The following is an 18736-nucleotide window of genomic DNA, read 5'->3' as shown; positions in this document are numbered from 1 at the left end:
GCTCAGCTTTCCTCGGCCTCGTCGGTCTTCGGCAGGACCAGCGATATCCGGCAATGGAGCCCGCCGGGGGCGAAATCGAGCACCGAAAGCCCCTTGTCCGCCACGAAGCTGCGTTCGACCAGCCGCGTGCCGAATCCCCGGCGCAGCGGCGGACCAACCGGCGGCCCGTCCCGCTCGGTCCATTCGATGACGAGCCGCTCCAGGTCCCCCTCCGCTTCGAGATGCCAGGCCAGGGCGATGCGCCCCTTCGCATCCGAGAGCGCGCCATATTTCACGGCATTGGTCGCCAGTTCGTGCAGGGTCAGGGCCATGGACACCGAAGTGTGCGGCGCCAGCAGCACTTTTGGCCCGGAGATCGTGACGCGCTCGATCGCGCCGCCGACTGCCGCCGTCACCGTTGCGCGCGCGGTCGCGGCCAGTTCGGCAGGCTGCCAGCTTCGCTCGGTCAGGAGGTCATGCGCCAGGGCCAGGGCCCGCAGGCGCGCATCGAAGATCTGGCGCGCGTCGCCGGCCGTTTCGATGTCTCGGAACGACTGGGTGGCCAGGCTCTGGACGATCGCCAGGGTATTCTTCACGCGGTGGTTCAGTTCGTCGATCAGCAATTGCTGCCGCTCCAGCGCGGCCACTTCCTCGCTGACATCCTGGCCCTGCACGAAGATCTGGCCGACGTTGCCTTCCTCGTCGAAGATCGGCTGGTAGATGAAGTCCAGGTAGCGATCCTCAAGCTGGCCGGTTTCTTCGCTGGCCAGCGCCACGCGCACATCGCGGCCGATATAGGGCTCCCCGGTGCGATAGACCTCGTCCAGCAGATCGACGAAGCCCTGGTCCACCACTTCGGGCAGAGACTCGGCCACCGTCTTGCCCACGATGTCACGCTGGGCGATCAGGCGGCGGTAGGCATTGTTGGCGATGGTGAAGACGTGGCTGGGCCCTTCGACGATTGCCACGAAGCCCGGCGCCTGGTCGAACATCGTCCTGATCCGCTGGCTTTCGGCGGCGAGATCGCGGTTGCGCGCCTGCACCGCGCGCGCCTGGTCCATAACGTGCATCTCGTCCCGCAGCTTGCGCAGGCCGTGCAGTTCGGTCACGTCCACGGTGTGCTGCAGGATGAAGGCCACTTCGCCGTCCGGACCTGCCAGAGGGGTGTGGGTCGCGCTCCAGTAGCGGCGCTCCATCGTGCCGTCGTCGCCGCGAATGTCATAGCGGATGAGGGCCAGTTCGTCCTTCTCGCCGGTCGCCAGGACGCGCGCGAAGGAGGCCTGCATCATCTCGTAGCTATCGCTGCCCGGTTCGCTGGGGAAAGCCTGGAACACGCCCTGCCCCACCAGTTCTTCCCGGCGGCGCATCGTGGCCTTGAGGTAAGCCTCGTTCATCCACGCGATCTTGAGATCGCGGTCGAGGACGATGTAGGGATTGGGTGAAAGTGAGAATAGCGCCTCTAGATCGATGGGCAAGCCTAGCTCCATGCCGGTACGGCGCCCGAAGCGCGTATGGCAGAGCACTGCGGCCCGGCGGCTCCGCTGTCAACCGGCCAGGCCGGCAAGGCATCCTCCTCGCCCTTCCCGGCGGCTGGACATGCGGAGCCTCGCTTCGGAAGGGGCAAGAGCGAAAGGGCCGCGCGGCAACTTAGCCGGCGCAGCCCTCCCCCTGCGAAAGCCCGTCAGTAAGTGAAACGCAGCGTGGCGCCATATGTGCGCGGTGCCGCCCGCGCGGTGGTGGCGCCCAGCCCGGTGGAAATCTTCTGCTGGAAATACTTCGTGTCGGACAGGTTCTTCATCCAGAACTCCAGCCCCCAATGCTCGCTTGGCCGGTACTCCACCGAACCGTTGAGCAGCATGTATTCATCCTGCCGCAGCACGCCGTCCGTCTCGAAGGGGAAGCCGCTGTTGTAGCTGCCCATGACCGAGACCCGCAGTTCCTGGATTTCGTCGATCGGCACTGTCGCGCTCATGCCCAGGCTGGCCGAAAAGTCCGGCGCGGTGGGCGTCTGGAAGCCGGAGGCGTCTCCGAAACAGGTGCGGAAACCGCCCACTTGCGGCCCGGTGACCGTACCCGGAACGCTGGTGCCCGGCGCATTGCAGATCGCGGGATTGGGATAGATGAACGGCGCGCCCGCCAGTGTCTCGGTAGGGCCGAAGTAGTGGAAGCGGGAATTGAGCCAGGTGAAGCCGCCGAAAATGCGGATGCCCTGGACAGGCGCCGCCTCGAAATCGACATCCAGCCCGTCGACTTTCACCGACGCGGCATTGAGCAGCGCTGCCGTGCCCAGCGTGCCCACCGCGGCGGAGCGGACCTGATAGTCGGAGATGTCGTAGTGGAAGATCGCCGCGTTGAGCCGCAGCGCGCGGCCGAACAGCTCCGACTTCACCCCGGCCTCGTAAGCGTTGATATATTGCGGCAGCACTGGCGGAAGCTGCGGGTTCTGCAGCGAGTACGTCCCGGCCTTGAACCCGCGGTTGTAGGAGAGATAGACGCTGACGTCCTCCGACAGTTCCTGCCGCAGGGCAGCGCGCCAGGTGAACTTGCCGTAGCTGATCTCGTCGTCGACCGGGATGAGCGTGCCCGCCACACCGTTCACCAGCGCGGCATAGCCGCCGCCCAGTTGGCGCTTGTCCTTGGTATAGCGGACACCGCCCGTCAGCTTGGTGGTCGGCGTCAGCGCATATGTCACTTCGCCGAATGCAGCGTAGGAATCGGTGTCGAGCGTCGCGTCGATATATTGGCCGGTGTTGATCCCGCCCAGCGCCAGTCCCGCAAGCTGGGAGCGGTTGTAGACTTTGGAATGGAGATAGAACACGCCGATCTGCCAGCTCAGCGGATCGGTGTCGTCCGATGCCAGGCGCAGCTCCTGCTGGTAGGCGCGCGAGCCCGATGTGAAGCCGATATGCAGGTAGGGGACCTGGGTGGCATCGACATCGAAGTCCGAACGATTGGTGCTGTCCCTCAGGGAACTGATGCTCGTCAGCCTGGCAAAGCCGAGATCGGCGTCGGCCGTCAGGCTCAGTCCCCAATTCTCCAGCTTGGTCAGCGAATAGCTGTTCGACGCGGTATCCATGCTGCCGATTGACCGGATGCCGCCGACGACGAGGTAGTCCTCATCCACGCTCCAGCCGATCGCCGTATTGTCGTTCGTCCGGTAGTAATCGCCGCCCAGCACGAATTTGACGGCATCGCTCGCCCGCATCACGATCTTGGAGCGGGCGCCCCAGTACCACATCTTCTTGATGTCCCGGTCCAGCGTGACGTTGCGCCCCCAGCCGTCCCGCTGGTCGTAGCCGGTAAGCGCCAGGTCCGCGCTGATGTTTTCCGAAACCGGGCCGCCGACGTAGGCCTGGCCCTGGATGGTGTCGTAGTTCGCATAACCGGCCTGCGCCGTCGCTTCCAGGCGATCGCCGGGCTCCTTGGTGATGACGTGGATCAGCCCGCCGAAGGCATTGCGCCCGAAGAGCGTACCTTGCGGCCCCTTCAGCACTTCCACCCGGTCTATGTTGTTGAACTGCATGACCGTGCTGGAAAGGTCCGGCATGTAGACGCCGTCGACGTAGAAGGCGTTCGAGCCCTCGTCGCCGATGGAGGCATTGGTCGTGCCCACGCCGCGCACGAAGAACAGGCCGCTCGCGCCCGAGCGTGAGAACTGCACCGCCGGTATCGCCTGGGTCAGGGTATTCGTTTCCGCGATCCCCGCGGAGCCGAGCGCCGCCGATGTCACGGCGGTGATCGCGATCGGCACGTCCTGAAGATTTTCAGCGCGGCGCTGGGCCGTGACGATGATTTCCTGCAGGCCGTGCGATGAATCTTGCGGGGCGGTCGCGAGATCGGGCGAGGCTTGCGTTCCCGTCGGTGCTGCAGCCTGGGCCAGGGCGGCGGGCGCGGCACAGGCCGCTGCCATGGCCAGCGCGCCCGCGCTTCGTCGCAAGGCCGGTCGCTTCGTCGATGATCGCAAAACAGGCATGGCACACCCTCCTCCATCGCGCAGGGACGCCGCCGATCCGGGGGTGAGCCCCGCCACCGTCGCCGGTCAGGCCAGAGCCTTTCCCGATACGCTTTTCGATTTCGGGCCGAGCTTTCGGTCCCGTCCCCAAGCCGTGGGGAGGAGTGCGGCGGGGGTCAATCGATCGCCCCGCAATTCCTTGCGTTACTTCGCCGAGAGACAGGACACATTGCCGCAAGCGACCAGACCGAAGCCATGCCCGGCCCCTTGGCCTTACGCGAAGGCGCAAAGAGCACAGGCAAATTCACGAGATTTCCGGGAGTTGCTCTGCCGGCCCGAAGCCTGCCCTCATTCCTGCGCCGCAAAGGCATGGATCGGCAGCAGCGCCGCTCCCAGCGTGATCGGCGATCCGCCCACGCCGGAGACGCGCACCGGCGGCCGGCGACTTTCCACGGTCTGGACCAGCGGCGCCTGCCTGAGGCGGTCCTGCAGGCCATTCAGGATGACGGAGGGCAAAGGTCCGGCCAGCACGATCGCGCCCGGATCGATCCAGGCGAAGGCGGTATTGCACACCACTTCGAGCTGGGCCGCAGCCCGGTCCATCCAGCTCTCGATGGTGCTGCGCTGTTCCGGCGCGGCGGGGTCGATCTCGGACACCGACGTGATCGCGCAGCCATCCGCCCGCAGGCAGGCAAGCAGATCGAGAGGGCTCGGCCGGGGGCGATCCATTGGGAAGAGGCACCCCACTTCGCCCGCCACGCCGTATTGCCCCCGCACCAGCCGCCCGTCGACGATGACCCCGGCGCCTATGCCATAACCGAGCAGCAGGACGACGACCGTCGAAAAGTCCCGGAGCAACCCGCCAAGGTAGAATTCCGCCAGCGCCGCGGCATTGGCATCGTTCTCCAGCCAGAGCGGCCAGCCCAGCTCGCTCGACAGGATCTGGCGCAGCGGTGAACCGCGCCAGCCGGGCAAGGCATCGACGACGCTCCACTTGTCTCCGGTAGTCGAGAGCGCCGGGCCGGGAACGGCCACGCCCATGCCCAGCATGCGGCGGCCCAGCAGATTGTGACGGCTGACGAGATCATGCGTCACTTCGCGCACCTTGCGGGCGAACTGGCGGGGATCGATCGGCTCGATCGTTTCGTGATGCGTAGCGATGGTGCCGCCTGCAAAATCGACCAGCGCGATGTCCAGCATGCCCTTGTGCGCCGTGGCGCCCACGGCATAGCCGCCCCCCGAGGCGAGTTTCAGCGGCACGGCAGGCCGTCCGCGCGCGGCATGGGCGGGGTCGTCCAGTTCCTCGACCACGCCCATCGACAGGAGCGTCCGCGACAGTTTGGTAAGCGCCGCCGGGCTTATCTCCAGCCGGCTGGCCAGGGCGGAGCGAGACAAGGCCCCGGCCTTGCGCAATTCCTGGACGATCCTTCGCTGATCCTTTTCCAGGGCGGGCAAATGCATGGCGATCGGCTCCAGGCTTCGGGCGCTGCCGCGAAACTGTCATAATTAATTATTTCACGAATAATAATTAAAAGCGTCATCTTCAGCCGTCAAGGGGCTTGCGCGTCGCCTCTCGACAGGCGGCATCAACGAAATGAGGGTCCTTCCAATGCTCAAGAGCATTCTCGCTTCCGGCACGGCGCTGGCCGCCGTCTGCACCGTATTCATTGCTCCGGCCGCCGCCCAGACGGCTGCCGCGTCCACCGCTCCGGCTCAGGCCGACGACCAGTCCTCCTCGTCCGACGACATCATCGTCACCGGCTCGACCCGCGCCCAGCGCCGCTTCGACGTGTCCTACGCGATCAACACCGTGTCGCAGGAAGACATCCAGAAGATCGCGCCCGTGAACTTCGCAGACCTGATCGGCCAGCTGCCCGGCTTCCAGACCGAGATCACCGGCGGCGAAGTGCAGAACATCTATCGCATCCGCGGCCTGCCCAACGACGGCGGCTTCGTCAGCTTCCAGCAGGACGGCCTGCCGCTGTTCCACGAGAATGACGGCGTATTCTTCCGCGGCGACGCGATCCTGAAACAGGACCTCATGACCGACCGCGTCGAAGTGGTCCGCGGCGGCCCGGCCCCCGTCTACGCCAGCTACTCGGGCGCGATCATCAACGCCATCACCGTGACCGGCAGCGACGTGGCGCGCGGCAAGGCGCAAGTGACGCTGGGCGATACCGGCCTCTACCGCCTCGACGCCTATCAGGCCGGCCCGCTGGGCGAGAAGACCTACTACGCGATCGGCGGCTTCATGCGCTATCACGACGGCTACCGCGACAACGGCTTCCCCAACGACAAGGGCGGCCAGATCCGCGCCAACATCAAGCATGAAATGGACAACGGCTTCATCAAGCTGAACGTCAACTACGTCAACGATCACAACGTCTTCTACCTGCCGATCCCGACCAACAACCCGCTGACCGGCGAATCGCTGAACCAGTACATCGACTATTTCGACGGCACGATGAACTCGCCGGCGTTCCGCCACGTCAACCTGAAGTACCGCGACGGCAACGGTGTCGTGCAGAGCCGCAACAGCGACCTGTCGGACGGTCGCCACATGCAGATGCTGAACTTCGGCGTTCACTACGAAGGCGATTTCGACGGCTGGCTGGTCACGGCCGCGGCAGGCTATACCCAGGGCAAGAACGACTTCACCGCGTTCTATTCGACCACCAACCCGGTCGACGCCAATGCTTTCGCCAACACTTATCTCAACCGCTCCGGCGGCGCTGCCTTCGGCGCCACGCGCTTCGGCTATGTGCTGGCCGGAACCAGCACCGTCTACGATCCCTATGCGGCCTCGGGCCTGGTCATGCAGGGCCAGTACCGCGACATCCACTCGAAGTTCTACTCGGGCCAGGCCAATCTCTCGGTCGCCAAGCAGTTCGAGACGGGCATCGGCAGCCATGACATCAAGCTGGGCCTTTACGGCAGCCTCTATGGCGAAGACAGCCGCACGCTTTATCAGAACTACCTGATCGAAGTGGCGGGCGAACCGCGCACCCTGGACCTTGTCGGCTACAACGCTGCCGGCGCCGTGGTGGGCCGCGTTACCGACAACGGCGTGCTCAACTACGCCGCCACGCTCAACCAGGGCGATTCCGACGCCAAGATGTTCGCGGTCTATGCCAACGACACCTGGGAAATCGTGCCGGGCCTGCGCATCGATGCCGGCATCCGCCACGAACGCTACAGCTACAAGGGCTGGGCCGCACTCACCACCCAGGTCAACCTGGGCGATGCGACCACCCTGGCCGACGACACGACCCGCGCCTTCACCGGCGTGATCCTGAACCAGAAGCTGAAGCCCAACGTCACCAACTGGACGGTCGGCGCCAACTACGACTTCACCAGCCACATCGGCGTCTACGGCCGCGCCTCGCACCTGGAGACGCCGCCGAACGTCCAGACCGTGATGAGCATCAACCCGACGATCATCACCACCGTGGCCGACCAGTTCGAAGCCGGCCTCAAGTTCGCCTCGGGCCGTTCGTACCTTTACGTGACCGGGTTCTACACCAACTTCGACCCGCTCAACGCCTCGTTCCTCGCGTTCGATCCGACCACGGGCCGCAATGACGTGAACGTACCCTTCATCGGCGAAGCGCAAGTCAAGGGTATCGAATTCGACGGCGCCTGGTCGGTCACTCCGTGGTTCACGCTGAACGGCGCTCTCACGGTCAGCGATCCGAAGTACAAGAACTTCCAAAGCGCCACCGGCGCCGATCCGGAGCAGGCCGAAGGCAACCAGATCGTCCGCCAGCCGAAGGTCTACGGCAACATCCGTCCGAGCTTCAACTTCTCTACCGACGACACCGACATCTCGGTCTATGGACGCTACACCTACATGGGCAAGCGCTTCGTGGACCTCTACAACAACACAGCGCTGCCGGCCTATGGCACGATCGGCGCGGGCTTCACGGTCTCGCACGGCACCTGGCAGCTTCAGGTGGTGGGTGACAACCTGTTCAACGCCCATGGCCTGACCGAAGGCAATACCCGCACCGACTCGCTGGCTGGCCAGGGCAGCGCGGAAGCGATCTACGGCCGCCCGATCTTCGGCCGCAACTTCCGCCTGGTCGTGAGCAAGTCCTGGTAATGCGCGTAAAAGCGTACCGGATGGCGGCGCCGCTCGTCGCTGCCGCCATGCTCTCGCTCGCTTCCGTCCCGGCTTCGGCCGGGGCGGTTCGCGACGTCCAGACAGAAGCCCTGTCCAACCGGCTGTTCCCCCTGCTCGGCGCTCTCGGCCAGGACACTTCGGCCATGGCCGCGCTCATGGCCAGGCCCGAGGTCGCCGCGATGCTGCGCGCCCGCCAGGAACGCCGCGAAGCCTGCGCGGCAGACCTCGGCTGCCTGGCCCAGGCCATGATCTGGACGCCGGCCGAAAGCGCCGCGCTCTCCGGCGCGGCGGTCAAGCCGGCCAACCTTGGCAGCGCGGATGACGGCACCACCGCCCAGGCCGCGCGCGAGATCGCCGGCGTCAACGCCATCGTGCGAACGTTCGGTCTCGGCCAGGTACCCGCCTATCCGCAGATCGACGGTGCGGGCACGATCGACCCGCAGGAAGCCCGCGCCCGGCTCCAGGCCGCGGCATGGCTGGCCCAGACCCCGCGCGCATCTTCGGTCCAGGCGCTGGACCCCAGCATCGAGTTCGCGCTCGCCCTGCTCGACGGCAGCGACCGGACGGACGCCATCGGCTTCGAACCGCTCCTGGGCGGCCTCAACGCCCCGGCCATGAAGCGCGCCAAAAGTCTCGACTGGAAACGCTACCGCTACAGCGCGATGATCGTCACCGGCGTGGGTCCGGAAGTGGACGACATGGCGGTCAGCCCCTTCGGGAAGTACCACTTGCGCCTTGCCGCCAGCCGTTTCGCGGCCGGCGACGTGCCGTTCATCATCGTCACCGGCGGCCGCGCCCATCCCCGCGCCACCCGCTTCGTGGAGGCGGAGCAGATGCGCAAGGCGCTGATCGAGCGCTACGGCGTGCCGGCCGAGGCCATCGTCATCGAGCCTTACGCCCGCCACACCACCACCAACTTGCGCAATGCCACGCGCCTGCTGATGGCCATGGGCGCGCCGCTCGACAAGGATACGGTGATCGTCTGCAACCCCGGCCAGAGCGCCTCGATCGAAAGCCCCGCTTTCGTCCAGCGCAATCTTGCCGAACTGGGTTACCAGCCCGGCCAGGTCGGACGACGCGTCTCGCCGACCGAGCTGGAATTCCGCCCTTCGCCGCAGTCGGCCCGGATCGATCCCCGCGACCCGCTCGATCCCTGATTTTCCGCCTTCTCGATCCCCGCCTTCTCGACCGGAGCCCGACATGCGCCCCTTCGTTCTCGCCGCGCTAGCCGCCGCCGTTTTCCCCGCTGCGCTTCACCCGAATGCGGCGCTCGCCTGGGGTGGGACCGCCCATGCCGTGATCGACCGCGCAGCCATCGAGGCGATCCCGGACGATGGCCCCGTCTTCCTGCGCAAGCAGGTGGACTATATCGCCGGCTCCGCCTCCCTTCCTGACGGCTGGCGCGGGGATAGCGAGCCGTTCTCCAAGATCGAGGAGGATCCGAACCACGGCTGGTTCAAGGAACAGTTCGCTTTCCTCAAGCCGATCCCGCGGTCGCGCTATGCTTTCGTGATCGCGCTATACAAGCATTACGAGGCGATCAAGGACAAGGATCCGCTGACCGCCCAGCGCACCAATGTCCGCTGGACCGGGACGCTTCCCTATGCCGCGATGGAATCCTATGAACGCCTGATCGCCTGCATGCGCCAGGTCCGTGCCTTGCGCGCCGAGGGCAAGGAGACCGCCTTTGCCGAACAGCACTGCGCCTTCCAGGTGATCCGCCTCGGCCACTATATCGGCGACGGCGCGCAGCCGCTGCACGATTCGGTCAACAGCGACGGCTGGCGGGGTGACAATCCCAAGGGCTACACGCGCGACCGCACGATCCACGGCCGGTTCGAAAGCGAGTTCGTGGACGGCATGGCCCTGACCACCGGGGACATCGCCCCGCGCATCGGCGCCGCCGGCCACCGGGAGGGCGACATGTTCGACGCCGTCCTCGCCTATCTCGACGAGGCGGCCAGTCAAATGGAACAGGTCTATGTCCTGGAAAAGCGCGACCGGTTCGCGAACTTCAAGGACAAGGACGTGCGCGAACTCGTCTACGCACGCACGGCCAAGGGCGCGGCGATGCTGCGCGACATGATCTGCCGAGCCTGGGCCGAAAGCGCGGTGAAGCCCGCCCCGCTCAAGCCTTCGCCGCTCGATCCGGCCAACCCGGCCTACGACCCGGAAACCGGCTCGGCACCGGCGCAAGCGGGCGCCTGACCGGAACGACCGGGCGTCCCCTCTGCTGTCCAGGCTCTCTCGCGCCGGTCCGCCCGGCCGACAGGGCGGACAGCAGGCGGGCGTGGCGGGCATGACCGATATCGAAGCGGCGGAGCAGCAGAACCGCGGCCAGGCTTCCGGCAATGGGCACACCCAGGCCCAGCGTCAGGATACCGGCGCGCACCAGTGCCGATTGCTCCGCCCCCGGCGTGTAGCCAAGGCTGCCGAGACACCATCCGATGGCCCCGTTCGCGGCCGCGCCGCCTGCCTTCACGATCACCAGATAGAAGGCGAAGAGCCCGGTCTCGTAGCGGCGCCCCCGCTTCCAGGCCACGAAGTCCACCGTATCGGCCAGCAGTCCCCAGGGCAGCATGAAGACGCATGTGAAGGCGATGCCGATCAGCACCCCGCAAGCCAGTAGCGCAGACGGCCAGGCCATGCAGAGACCGAAGCACGCCAGGCTTGCGGCGCAAAGCAGATGCCCCGTCCCCAGCAACCGGCTCTTGTCGTAGCGGCCGGTCAGCGGGGTCCAGAGCAGTACGCCCAGGAACTGTCCCAGCGTCACGGAGATCAGGAGCGTGCTGACCATCTCCGGCCGGTGAAAGACGTATGTGCCCATGTAAAGCAGCATCCGCTCGAACGTCGGCACGGCAAAGCCGGTGATGAGCGCGAGCACGCCCATGCCGGCGACCATCCCTTCCCGCAGAGGCACGGCGATACCGTCGCCATCGCTCTGGCGCCCCTGGTCATGCTCCCCCGCGTCGCGGCCGCCTTCGGCGCTTGTGTCGTTCCCCGAGGCGCAGGCCGAAAAGGCGATGGTCATGGCGAACAGCAGGCCCGCCAGGCAGCCGGTCATGGCCAGAAGATCCAGCGTGCGCGTCGCCACCGCCTGCTGGACGGTCGGCATCAGCAGCGAGGCGACCGTCAGGGAGGAGGTCGTGCTGAAGAACAGGCGATATCCCGACACCCTGCCGCGCGCGCGGCTGTCCACCGTCATGCGCGCCATCAGCGCATTGTGCGGCACGTCGATCACGGCATAGGCACCGCGAAACAGCAGGAGCGCCGCGGCCACCATCCAGACCCGCTCCGCACCCAGCGCCGGCAGCGCATAGAGCAGCGCGAAACCCGTGCCTCCCGGTATCGCGCCCGCCAGAATGAGCCAGCGGTAGCCCTTGCCCGCGCGGCGCAGGCGAATGACCAGCAGCGCTGCCAGCAGGTCGAAAACAAGGTCGCCCGCCAGCGCAACCAGCATGAGCAGGCCCGCGACCGAGCCCGGCAGCCCGAAAAGGTCGGTCAGCAGGTAAAGGAATGTGACGTCGGCCCCGGCGAAAACCAGATTCTTGCCGAAATTGCCGCTGGCATAGCCCAGCAACCGCGCCTCACGCCCGAAGCCCGGGTTCGCCGTAACCGAATGTGTCGCTGCCCGGCGCGGGGCGGACCTGATGGATGGCACCTGCATGTCACGTCACTGAAACGGCGCACGACCGCACGCCCTGCGCGGCCTCTAGTCGCCTGGCATTTCAGTTTTGCGACGGGCCGCGATCTTCGCTCGCCGATGAGCCTTTTATGGCGAGCCGGAGCGGCCGGATATCCGCCTGCGGATCAGTGAATTTCCGCCTCCGCCGTTCCGGCCTGCCGTTCGAACAACCGGCGATATTGCCCTTGCTGCGACTTGAGCAGCGCATCGTGCGTGCCGTCCTCGACGATTTCTCCGCGATGGAAGACCAGGATCCGGTCCAGCGCGCGTACCGTGGACAGGCGGTGGGCGATGACGATAGCCGTGCGGCCGACCATCAGCCGCTCCATGGCATCCTGAATGGCCGCCTCGGATTCGGAATCGAGGCTGGAGGTCGCCTCGTCCAGGATCAGGATCGGCGCATCGGCCAGGAAGGCGCGGGCTATCGCGATGCGCTGGCGCTCGCCGCCCGAAAGCTTCACGCCGCGTTCGCCCACCAGCGTGCGGTAGCCTTTGGGAAGCCGCATGATGAATTCATGCGCATTGGCGAGGCGCGCAGCCTGTTCGATATCCGCGATCGTCGCGTCCGGGCGGCCATAACCGATGTTCTCGGCCAGGGTGCGGTGGAACAGGACCGGCTCTTGCGGAACGATGGCCACCTGCCGCCGCAGCGAGTTCTGGGTGGCATGGGCGACGTCCTGCCCATCGATCGTCACGCGGCCCTGCGCGACGTCGTAGAGCCGCTGGATCAGCTTGACGAAGCTGGTCTTGCCCGAACCGGAGGGTCCCACCAACCCCACGCGTTGCCCAGCGGGGATCGTCACGTCCAGGTCCCGGAACAGTGGCTTGTCCTGCCCGGCATAGTGGAAAGTCACGGTGTCGAAGCGGATCGCGCCATCGGCGATGCGGATCGGACCGGCATCCGCGCGGTCGGCCACACCCAGCGGTTCGTCGTGGAGCTGGACCAGTTCCTCCATCTCGTTCACCGAGCGCTGCAGCATGTGAACGTGCTGCCCGATGTCGCGCAGATAGCCGTTGAGCACCAGGTAGCTCGTGATGACGTAAGCGACGTCGCCCGGGCTGGCCTCGCCCCGCATCCACAGCCACAGCGCGGCAGCCGTCACGGCCGCGCGCACCAGCCAGAGCAGGCTGGTCTGCCCGCTGCCCGCCCAGGTGAAGGCCATCCAGGTCCGCCGCGTCCGCTGCCGCCACTTGGCGACCGTGCGGCCGAGCAATTCCTCCTCGCGTTCCTCGCCGCCGAACGCCTTGACCACGGCGTTGGTGCCGATCGCGTCGGCCAGGATGCCGCCGATCCGCGTGTCCCACTGGTTGGAAAGCCGCGCGATCGGCGCCAGCACCCGCATCGCCAGCCCCACGGTCAGCGCGATATAAGCGAAAGCGCCGATCGCCATGACCAGCCCGAGCACCGGCCAGTGCAGGGCCAGCAGGATCACCGTAGCCGCCAGGACCGTCAGCGAAGGCAGGAGGGAGAGCAGCAGCACGTCGTTCAGCGTGTCGAGCGCCCACATTCCGCGGGTGATGCGCCGCACGGTGGAGCCGGAAAAGGCATTGGCGTGCCAATCGGTGGAAAGGCGCTGCACGCGGGCGAAGGCCTCCTGCGTCACATCGCGCATCATGTTCAGGGTCAGCGGCGTGATCGCCCACCAGCCGAGGAAACGAAAGACCACAAGGCCCAGTCCCAGCACGGTAATCGCGGCAAAAGCACGCCATGCCTCGGCCGAGGCGCCCCCGCCGACCGCGTCGATCATCCGCCCGGCATAGACCGGGACGAACACCTCGGTGACGGTCGCCACCATCATCGCGCTGCCGCAGGCCGCCGCCAGCACCGGCGCGCGCCGCCAATGGCGGAACGTGAAAGACAGCACCTTGCGCAGGACCGCGGCGCGCGGGAACAGGTCTTCGTCGGTATCGGTCATGAGGTTTTTCCGCGCGGCCTTGCGCGGTCCCGGTTCGGCAATTGTCAGGAGCGACCCGGCGATACCGGGTCTAAGTCGGGAGGCGGCCGCCCGAGCCTGAGCATCGGGACGCCGGGTTCGGGACTCTTGCCGTCAGTTCGGCGCGCGGAAGGGACTGTACGGATAGTTCATCTTCGCCCTCCCTCGTCTCGGCAGGCGCCCATGCCCTGCTGGTCCGGCAGTCCTTAGCAGAAACGGGATGCAAGGACCAGACGGAGCAGCGCCTGTTTCAGCCCGAAGGCAGAGCGGCACTATCGGGCGCCTGCTGGCGCGGCGCCTTGCCACGGCGCACGCGCGCTTTTTCGGGCAGAGGGGCGAGACGGCCCACGACTTCCTCCATCGGCGTCCCCGGCGGCACCAGATGAACCGTAGAGGGCGCGCTCGCCTGGACGAGACAGACCGCGTTCTTCGGACAGATATCGAGGCAGGAGACCGGAACGACCTTGTAGCGCCCCTGAGACTTCAGCGCCGACTTGAGCGCTTTCTCCAGGCGCTTGTCGCCGTCCTTGCCGAAACCGCCGTGGACCTTCCTGCTGCACTTGCGGCACACCAGCAGGACTTCGTCCCACTTGGCCGAAACATTGCGTAAAGGGCGGTGCTGGCTCGACATGCTGGTTTCCTGTTTTCGCGCGCCGGGCGCGAGGCTTCGGGACGATGCTGACAGGATCACAGCGCGCCGGCGAACGGGAAGTTTCGCTTTCTGATGACGGAAACGACGATCAGGCCGCTCGTTCCGGCCACCGGCGCGAGCTTCAGCCCACGGCTTCCAGGCTTTCACGCGCCATGCGGGCCAGAACGGGAAAGCTCTCGGCCCGGTTCGCCGCCTGGGCATTGGCGGCATTGCCGCGCAGGACGCGGCCCTTGATGCCGTGGAAGATCGCCGCGAGGCGGAAGAGGTTGAAGGCGACGTAGAACTCGTAGTTCGCGATGCCGTCCCGCCCCGTCCGCGCGCAATAGGCGGCGACATAGTCCTTTTCGGGAGGGATGTTGAGCGCCCCGAGGTCCGCGCCGATCAGGCCGGGCACGATCTCGGGCGGCATCCGGTACATCAGCGTGTGATAGGCGAAATCCGCCAGCGGATGGCCCAGCGTCGACAGTTCCCAGTCCAGCACCGCCAGCACGCGCGGCTCGGTGGGGTGGAAGATCATGTTGTCGCAGCGGCAGTCGCCGTGGATCACCGAAGTCTCGTCACCCGGCGGGATCAGGCCGGGCAGCGCTTCCACCAGCGCATCCATATCGGCATTGCGACCGGCGAGTTCGTCCGCCTGGTACTGTTTCGTCCAGCGGCCGATCTGGCGTGCGAAGTAATTGCCGGGCTTGCCATAGTCGCCCAGCCCCGCCCCTACCGGGTCTATGGCATGAAGCGCGGCCATCGTCGCATTCATCGCGTCGAAATAGGCCGGCCGTTCCTCGCGCGAGACTTGCGGGAAGGTCGCATCCCAGAAGATGCGGCCTTCCACCATGTCCATCACGTAGAACCAGGTGCCGATCACGGCATCGTCAGTGCAGAGCCCATGGATGCGCGCCACCGGGAAGCCGGCCGCGCCCAGCGCCATCTGCACCCGTGCCTCGCGGTCCACCGCGTGCGCGCCCGGCAACAGGTCTCCGGGCGGCTTGCGGCGCAGGACATAGCTGCGCGCGGGGGTGGAGAGCCGGTAAGTCGGGTTGGACTGTCCGCCCTTGAACTGCTCCACCCTGAGCGGCCCGGCGAAATCTTCGACATGCGCCGCCATCCAGCGCGCCAGCGCCGCCTCGTCGAAGCGATAGCCTTCGCGGACGGGCACGGTACCCGCGTTGTCGGCGGCAAGGTCGACGGCCATGGCTACGCCGCCTGCTCGGCGCGGGCCGCTTCCTGCGCCTGCTTCCACTCGCGCTTGATCTTCTTGGCGAGCGACCATTTGTGCACTTCGGTCGGCCCGTCATAGATGCGGAAGGCGCGGATTTCGCGGAACACCTGCTCCACGATCGTGCGGTCGGTAACGCCGATGCCGCCCATCACTTGCACGCAGTTGTCGGCAATCTTCATCAGTGCCTCGCTGACCGAGACTTTGGCCATCGAGCTTTCGACCGTGCCCAGCGATCCGCCGTCCAGCACGCCCGCGCACCAGTCGATCATCAACCGGCACTGCTGGATAAGGATACGGTTCTCGGCCAGCATGAAGCCCACGCCTTCGTGATCGATCAGCGTCTTGCCGAAAGCCTCGCGGCGGCAGGCATAGTCCACCGCGATTTCGTGTGCGCGCATGCAGGATCCCAGCCAGCGCATGCAATGCGACAGGCGCGCCGGGCTCAGGCGCACTTGTGCATACTTGAAGCCCTCTCCCGGCTCGCCGAGCATATGCGCGGCGGGAACCCGAAGCTCCCGGATCGTCACCGTGGAATGGCCGCCCGGCATCGAGGTGTCGATGGTGTTCGGCACTTCATCGATCACGATGGCGGGATCGGGCAGGTCGACCAGGAACATGCAGGCTCCGCCCTTGCTCGCCTCGTCCACCGAAGCGGCCATGACGATGCCGACCATCGCCCCCTTGGCGCCGGTGATGAAGGTCTTGCGTCCGTCAATCACCCAGTGGTCGCCATCGCGGCGGCAGGTGGTCTTCATCATCGACGGGTCCGACCCCGCACCGCCCCAGTCGGCAGGCTCGGTCATGAAGAAGGCGGAGCGGCCCCTGCCCTCCACCAGCGGCGTCAGGAACCTGTCCTTCAGCGCGGGCGAACCGACATGGCCGATCAGGTACATGTTGCCCTCATCGGGCGCCATGGTGTTGCAGGCGAGCGGGCCGAGCGGCGAAAGGCCGGAGCGGATCAGCACTTCGGCGGTCTCGCGCTGGGTCAGGTGGCTGCCGTCATCGCGGATATGCGGCGTGAGCACGCCCGCCGCACGCGCCTTGCCGCGCAGTTCCATGACGAGGTCGTCGGTCGGCGCGCCGTGATGGTCGCGGCGCGGATCCTGCTCGTAAGGCACCACGATTTCGCGGACGAAGCTCTCCACGCGGTCGGCCATGGCCATGGCTTGGGCGGAAATCGGCGCGGTCATTGCAGCACCCGCACGGGATCGCTGCCATCCCAGTCGCGCGCGGCCTCTTTCATCATTTCGAATAGACCTTCCGATCCGGCCATGGGCTGAAGATATTCGATCACGAAGCCCGGACCCTGGCCGGGATCGACGTAAATCACCTCGCCGTCGTCCCCCACTTTGCCCTCCACGATCACGTCCGCACCCGCTTCCGCGCAGGCACGGCGCGCCTCGGCAATGTCCTTCACGAAGACGCAGACGTGGTGCAGCCTGTCGCGCACGGCATATTCGCCGGTGTAAAGCGAGGGCGCCTCGCTCTCGGTGCGGATCAGCTCGATCTGGATATCGCCCCAATAGCCGATGGCCATGGAGAACGTCGCGTCGGTGGGCTGGCCCTTGTACTTCATCTCGCCGAGCCGCACGTCGTTGAGCACGAAGAACGGCCCGACGCCCACGGTTTCGATCCAGTACTTCATCGCCGCGTCGAAATCGGTGGGGAAATAGGCAAGCTGGATCACCTCGCCCAAGGCTTTGAGAGGTCCCGGTCTGGCGGAACTGGTCATGGCGTGTCCTTCAATCAGGCGAAGAGGCCTTGGGGTTCTTCGATCAGGGTCTTGAGCGTCTGGAGGAACTGCGCGCCGGCAGCTCCGTCGATGGCGCGGTGGTCTACGGAGAGGGTGAGAGCGATCCGCGTCTCGAACGCCACGCCGCCGCCCGCCGTCTCCACCGGCTGGCGCTGCGCCGCGCCGACGGCCAGGATCGCGCCCTGCGGCGGGTTGATGATCGCATCGAAGTTCTCCACCCCGAACATGCCGAGGTTGGAGACGGAGAACGTGCCGCCCTCCATGTCCTCCATCCCCAACCCGCGCCCTTGCGCCTTGTCGATCAGGCGGCGGGTTTCGGCGGCGAGTTGGTCGATCCGCATGCGGTCGGCCTGCCGCACGACCGGAGTGACAAGGCCCTTCGGCCCTGCAACCGCGATCGAGACGTCGGCATGGGGGAAGCGGTAGATGTCGGTGCCGTGGACTTGCACGTTGACCTCCGGATGGCGGACCAGCGCCATGGCGCCGGCCTTGACCACCCAGTCGTTCACCGAGGCCTTGCAGCCGAGCACCAGATTGGCGCTCTTGCGCAGTTCCAGCAGGGCATCGGCGCGGGCGGACAGGCGCAAGTAGAAGTGCGGGATTTCCTGCTTCGCCTGCGTGAGTCGCTGGGCGACGACCTTGCGAATGCGGTCGAAGGGGACGATCTCGGGCCGGTTCTCGGAGGCCACGAACTGCGGCGCGGCGAGCAAGCCGGAATTTACCGGTGCCGGGACCAGCGCCAGCACATCCGCCTTGGAAATACGCCCGCGCGGGCCGGTGCCCTTCATGCCCGCCAGCGCGATCCCATGGAGCGCGGCGAGGCGGCGAGCGAGCGGGGAGGCGAAGACTTTCCCATCCTCCTCGGGCTGGGCCAGCGCACCTTTCAGTATTGGGCTAGCCGGGCCGCGCATCGCCTTGACCACGTCCTGATGAGTGATCCTGCCCTGACGGCCGGAACCCTCGATATCCGAGATATCGACGCCTTCCTCCTCGGCCAGACGCAGTGCCTCCGGGCTGATCGGACGGTTGGTATCGATCGGCACGCGCATCCGTTCCGGCGCGCCGACAGCCGCGCCCACCGGCTCGGGCACGGCGGCCTTGGCCTTAGATGCGCCTTGCGCCAGGCCGCCTTCGGCCGGGGTGAAGGCGGCGATGAACGCCTCGATCTCGTCCTCGGAATGGGCCCCCTCGTCGAACACCGCCAGCAGCGCGCCGACCGGCTCGGCCTCGCTACCGCCGGTAACCAGCACGCGGCGCACGGTGGCGTCGTATTCGGCCTCTACCTCGTTGGTGATCTTGGCGGTTTCGATCAGGCACAGCGTCTGGCCGCGCGTGAAGCTCTCGCCTTCCTTGACCATCCATTCGGCCACGGTGCCCTCGGTCATCTCGATGCCCCACTTGGGCATCGTGAAAGCGCGGATCCTGCTCATGACAGCGCCCTC

General features: G+C 66.4%; 13 protein-coding genes. 3 read left to right on the top strand and 10 right to left on the bottom strand.

Annotation, left to right across the window (positions count from 1 at the left end):
* Nucleotides 1–2: 2 nt before the first annotated feature.
* The 3 genes from AB4Z00_RS10260 to AB4Z00_RS10250 form a co-directional block, all read right to left on the bottom strand.
* Nucleotides 3–1454 carry a PAS domain-containing protein gene (locus tag AB4Z00_RS10260; RefSeq protein ID WP_442045847.1) on the bottom strand — a complete coding sequence of 484 codons (1452 nt, stop codon included), beginning with the start codon at nt 1452–1454 and terminating at the stop codon, nt 3–5.
* Between the two features lie 206 nt (nt 1455–1660).
* Entirely contained in the window at nt 1661–3916 is a 2256-nt protein-coding gene (locus AB4Z00_RS10255) for a TonB-dependent receptor (protein WP_442045846.1), read from the bottom strand.
* Nucleotides 3917–4279: 363 nt separating this feature from the next.
* Nucleotides 4280–5392, bottom strand: a complete 1113-nt coding sequence (locus tag AB4Z00_RS10250; protein ID WP_134095609.1) for an ROK family transcriptional regulator — start codon at nt 5390–5392, stop codon at nt 4280–4282.
* A 148-nt stretch (nt 5393–5540) separates the two neighbouring features.
* Here AB4Z00_RS10250 and AB4Z00_RS10245 point away from each other — a divergent pair, with 148 nt between their 5' ends.
* Genes AB4Z00_RS10245 through AB4Z00_RS10235 form a run of 3 tightly spaced genes read left to right on the top strand, consistent with a single transcriptional unit; the run spans nt 5541 to nt 10262 of the window.
* Nucleotides 5541–8033, top strand: a complete 2493-nt coding sequence (locus AB4Z00_RS10245) for a TonB-dependent receptor (protein ID WP_132266239.1) — start codon at nt 5541–5543, stop codon at nt 8031–8033.
* 20 nt (nt 8034–8053) lie between these two features.
* The gene (locus AB4Z00_RS10240; RefSeq protein ID WP_442045845.1) at nt 8054–9211 is read left to right on the top strand and encodes a YdcF family protein; all 1158 of its coding nucleotides are present in this window, start codon (nt 8054–8056) and stop codon (nt 9209–9211) included.
* 43 nt (nt 9212–9254) lie between these two features.
* Nucleotides 9255–10262 carry a nuclease gene (locus tag AB4Z00_RS10235; protein ID WP_442045844.1) on the top strand — a complete coding sequence of 336 codons (1008 nt, stop codon included), beginning with the start codon at nt 9255–9257 and terminating at the stop codon, nt 10260–10262.
* On the opposite strand, the gene AB4Z00_RS10230 is transcribed toward AB4Z00_RS10235, so the two are convergent.
* From AB4Z00_RS10230 to AB4Z00_RS10200, 7 genes are all read right to left on the bottom strand, one after another.
* Entirely contained in the window at nt 10183–11721 is a 1539-nt protein-coding gene (locus AB4Z00_RS10230) for an MFS transporter (protein ID WP_442045843.1), read from the bottom strand. The genes AB4Z00_RS10235 and AB4Z00_RS10230 overlap by 80 nt on opposite strands.
* A gap of 143 nt (nt 11722–11864) precedes the next feature.
* Nucleotides 11865–13655 carry an ABC transporter ATP-binding protein gene (locus tag AB4Z00_RS10225; RefSeq protein ID WP_134095611.1) on the bottom strand — a complete coding sequence of 597 codons (1791 nt, stop codon included), beginning with the start codon at nt 13653–13655 and terminating at the stop codon, nt 11865–11867.
* Between the two features lie 268 nt (nt 13656–13923).
* The gene (locus AB4Z00_RS10220; RefSeq protein WP_134095612.1) at nt 13924–14304 is read right to left on the bottom strand and encodes a (2Fe-2S) ferredoxin domain-containing protein; all 381 of its coding nucleotides are present in this window, start codon (nt 14302–14304) and stop codon (nt 13924–13926) included.
* Between the two features lie 142 nt (nt 14305–14446).
* Nucleotides 14447–15514: a phosphotransferase gene (locus AB4Z00_RS10215; protein WP_442045842.1), complete on the bottom strand. Its 1068-nt coding sequence runs from the start codon at nt 15512–15514 to the stop codon at nt 14447–14449.
* 2 nt (nt 15515–15516) lie between these two features.
* Nucleotides 15517–16731, bottom strand: coding sequence for an acyl-CoA dehydrogenase family protein (locus AB4Z00_RS10210; protein ID WP_442045841.1), 1215 nt, complete (start codon nt 16729–16731; stop codon nt 15517–15519).
* The gene (locus AB4Z00_RS10205; protein WP_442045840.1) at nt 16728–17273 is read right to left on the bottom strand and encodes a VOC family protein; all 546 of its coding nucleotides are present in this window, start codon (nt 17271–17273) and stop codon (nt 16728–16730) included. Before AB4Z00_RS10205 ends, AB4Z00_RS10210 begins: the two co-directional genes overlap by 4 nt.
* Nucleotides 17274–17287: 14 nt before the next feature.
* Complete coding sequence (locus AB4Z00_RS10200; protein ID WP_442045839.1) at nt 17288–18724, bottom strand: 2-oxo acid dehydrogenase subunit E2; 1437 nt, start codon at nt 18722–18724, stop codon at nt 17288–17290.
* Nucleotides 18725–18736: the final 12 nt, after the last annotated feature.

This window comes from Novosphingobium sp. YAF33, from assembly GCF_052113265.1.
Classification (GTDB): domain Bacteria; phylum Pseudomonadota; class Alphaproteobacteria; order Sphingomonadales; family Sphingomonadaceae; genus Novosphingobium.
The sequence above is the reverse complement of the archived record's forward strand: the minus strand, read 5'-3'. Positions and strand labels throughout refer to the sequence as shown.

Bases quoted from the DNA above. Each gene is read 5' to 3' on its own strand.
- AB4Z00_RS10215 (WP_442045842.1), bottom strand. From the start codon at position 15,514: ATGGCCGTCGACCTTGCCGCCGACAACGCGGGTACCGTGCCCGTCCGC.
- AB4Z00_RS10220 (WP_134095612.1), bottom strand. From the start codon at position 14,304: ATGTCGAGCCAGCACCGCCCTTTACGCAATGTTTCGGCCAAGTGGGAC.
- AB4Z00_RS10250 (WP_134095609.1), bottom strand. From the start codon at position 5,392: ATGCATTTGCCCGCCCTGGAAAAGGATCAGCGAAGGATCGTCCAGGAA.
- AB4Z00_RS10210 (WP_442045841.1), bottom strand. From the start codon at position 16,731: ATGACCGCGCCGATTTCCGCCCAAGCCATGGCCATGGCCGACCGCGTG.
- AB4Z00_RS10235 (WP_442045844.1), top strand. From the start codon at position 9,255: ATGCGCCCCTTCGTTCTCGCCGCGCTAGCCGCCGCCGTTTTCCCCGCT.
- AB4Z00_RS10225 (WP_134095611.1), bottom strand. From the start codon at position 13,655: ATGACCGATACCGACGAAGACCTGTTCCCGCGCGCCGCGGTCCTGCGC.
- AB4Z00_RS10230 (WP_442045843.1), bottom strand. From the start codon at position 11,721: ATGCAGGTGCCATCCATCAGGTCCGCCCCGCGCCGGGCAGCGACACAT.
- AB4Z00_RS10200 (WP_442045839.1), bottom strand. From the start codon at position 18,724: ATGAGCAGGATCCGCGCTTTCACGATGCCCAAGTGGGGCATCGAGATG.
- AB4Z00_RS10240 (WP_442045845.1), top strand. From the start codon at position 8,054: ATGGCGGCGCCGCTCGTCGCTGCCGCCATGCTCTCGCTCGCTTCCGTC.
- AB4Z00_RS10245 (WP_132266239.1), top strand. From the start codon at position 5,541: ATGCTCAAGAGCATTCTCGCTTCCGGCACGGCGCTGGCCGCCGTCTGC.
- AB4Z00_RS10205 (WP_442045840.1), bottom strand. From the start codon at position 17,273: ATGACCAGTTCCGCCAGACCGGGACCTCTCAAAGCCTTGGGCGAGGTG.